This window comes from Mesorhizobium sp. B3-1-8 (assembly GCF_006439495.1).
GTDB lineage: Bacteria > Pseudomonadota > Alphaproteobacteria > Rhizobiales > Rhizobiaceae > Mesorhizobium.
In genome coordinates this window covers 1-1,321 of sequence record NZ_VFTK01000086.1, presented here as the reverse complement: position 1 = coordinate 1,321, position 1,321 = coordinate 1, and the positions used below count along the sequence as shown (strand labels likewise).

The following is a 1,321-nucleotide window of genomic DNA, read 5'->3' as shown; positions in this document are numbered from 1 at the left end:
CTCACCCCAAAACGCGCTAACCACATGGCTCAGCACTTTCCCTAAGACCATCAAAACCCAATGAGTCGTGTACTGTGGAATCCGCTTGAGCGCGACGCGCTTGAGGACGTTGAAACGAGAGACACCTATTCCGAGACCAGCACACAACCAGGTGCGAAATAATATTAGCCGGTTGAGCTTAAACTCAGCCGGCTTTTGTGTCCCAGTCGCCTCGCAAATGGAGAGAGCAGAGATCGTGGAATAGGCCGCCTGGCGATCCTCGATCGGGCGCCGGCGTCCCGACCCGGCATTTTGATCGCTGCCGATTCGGGTACGGTTGGATCTTCCACTGAATTGCATCGGGTGAATTGGAATCGAATCAACCAAATTGCTAATTTTTGCTATCTATTGCTATATCTGCCATCCGCCCCCATATTCCGAGAAGGTTCCCCATGCCCAACTATGCTTTGAACGATCACTATGAGCGCTTCATCAGGAAGCAGCTCGAATCGGGCCGCTACAACAATGCCAGCGAGGTTGTCCGCGCCGGCTTGCGCATGCTCGAGGATTTTGAGGCGGAGCGAGAGAAGTGGCTGCGCGAGGAAATCCCGTCGCGCATGGCCGAGCTCCAGCAAGATCCGGCAAAGGGTATTCCCGCCGAAACGGTGTTTTCCCGGCTGGAGGTCCGTCATCGTGCGCGGCAGGCGAAAGCCAAGTAGGGGATGGAATACCGGATTGTCTTCCACGCGAGCGCGGAAGCTGAACTCGAGCAGCTCTATGACGATATAGCCGAGCGTGCGTCGCCGGCGGTTGCCTGGGATTTTGTCGTGGGCATCCGCGATCATTGTCTAGGCTTGTCGACATTTCCTCGGCGCGGCACTGAGCGGGTGGAGATCATGCCGGGGCTGCGGATCATCGGTTATCGTCGCGCGGTCAGTATCGCTTTCGCCATCGACGGCGAGCGTGTGCTGATCCTGGGCATCTTCTACGCGGGCCGGAACATCACGCCTGAATTGCTCGAGGGACGGCTCTAAATCGAGGTTCAAGCGGCCGCGGCGATCGACATCCGGCTAAGTGCCGCGGGGCGATTTCGGTTGAAGGCATCCCGCTCGGCGGAGCGGTTGTGGCAGGTATTACCGGGATGGTTGGCAACGGAACGCCGGGCCAAAATTCAACCAAGCCAGCTCACCTTTTTGCCGCCGCGGACATCTCCACGAGAAATCGAAAAAAGAGCGATCTTGGCTGTTGACAGTTCGATCGGGGGGCGACTATATACGGCCCACGAACGAGGGCGGTGCGCCGCTGGCGACGAAGAAGTTTGCTTCTAAGTCTGCCCTCTTTG

At 57.7% G+C, this 1,321-nt stretch carries 2 protein-coding genes; both read left to right on the top strand.

What is annotated here, in order from left to right; all coding sequences use genetic code 11:
- The first annotated feature begins 431 nt into the window (after positions 1-431).
- On the top strand, positions 432-698 hold the full coding sequence (locus FJ424_RS33345; RefSeq protein ID WP_140660013.1) for a type II toxin-antitoxin system ParD family antitoxin: 267 nt from the start codon (positions 432-434) through the stop codon (positions 696-698).
- A 3-nt stretch (positions 699-701) separates the two neighbouring features.
- Positions 702-1,013 carry a type II toxin-antitoxin system RelE/ParE family toxin gene (locus tag FJ424_RS33340; RefSeq protein WP_140660012.1) on the top strand — a complete coding sequence of 104 codons (312 nt, stop codon included), beginning with the start codon at positions 702-704 and terminating at the stop codon, positions 1,011-1,013.
- Positions 1,014-1,321: the final 308 nt, after the last annotated feature.

What these genes read in the sequence shown, in the direction of transcription:
- FJ424_RS33345 (WP_140660013.1), top strand. Translation starts at nt 432, where the DNA reads ATGCCCAACTATGCTTTGAACGATCACTATGAGCGCTTCATCAGGAAG.
- FJ424_RS33340 (WP_140660012.1), top strand. Translation starts at nt 702, where the DNA reads ATGGAATACCGGATTGTCTTCCACGCGAGCGCGGAAGCTGAACTCGAG.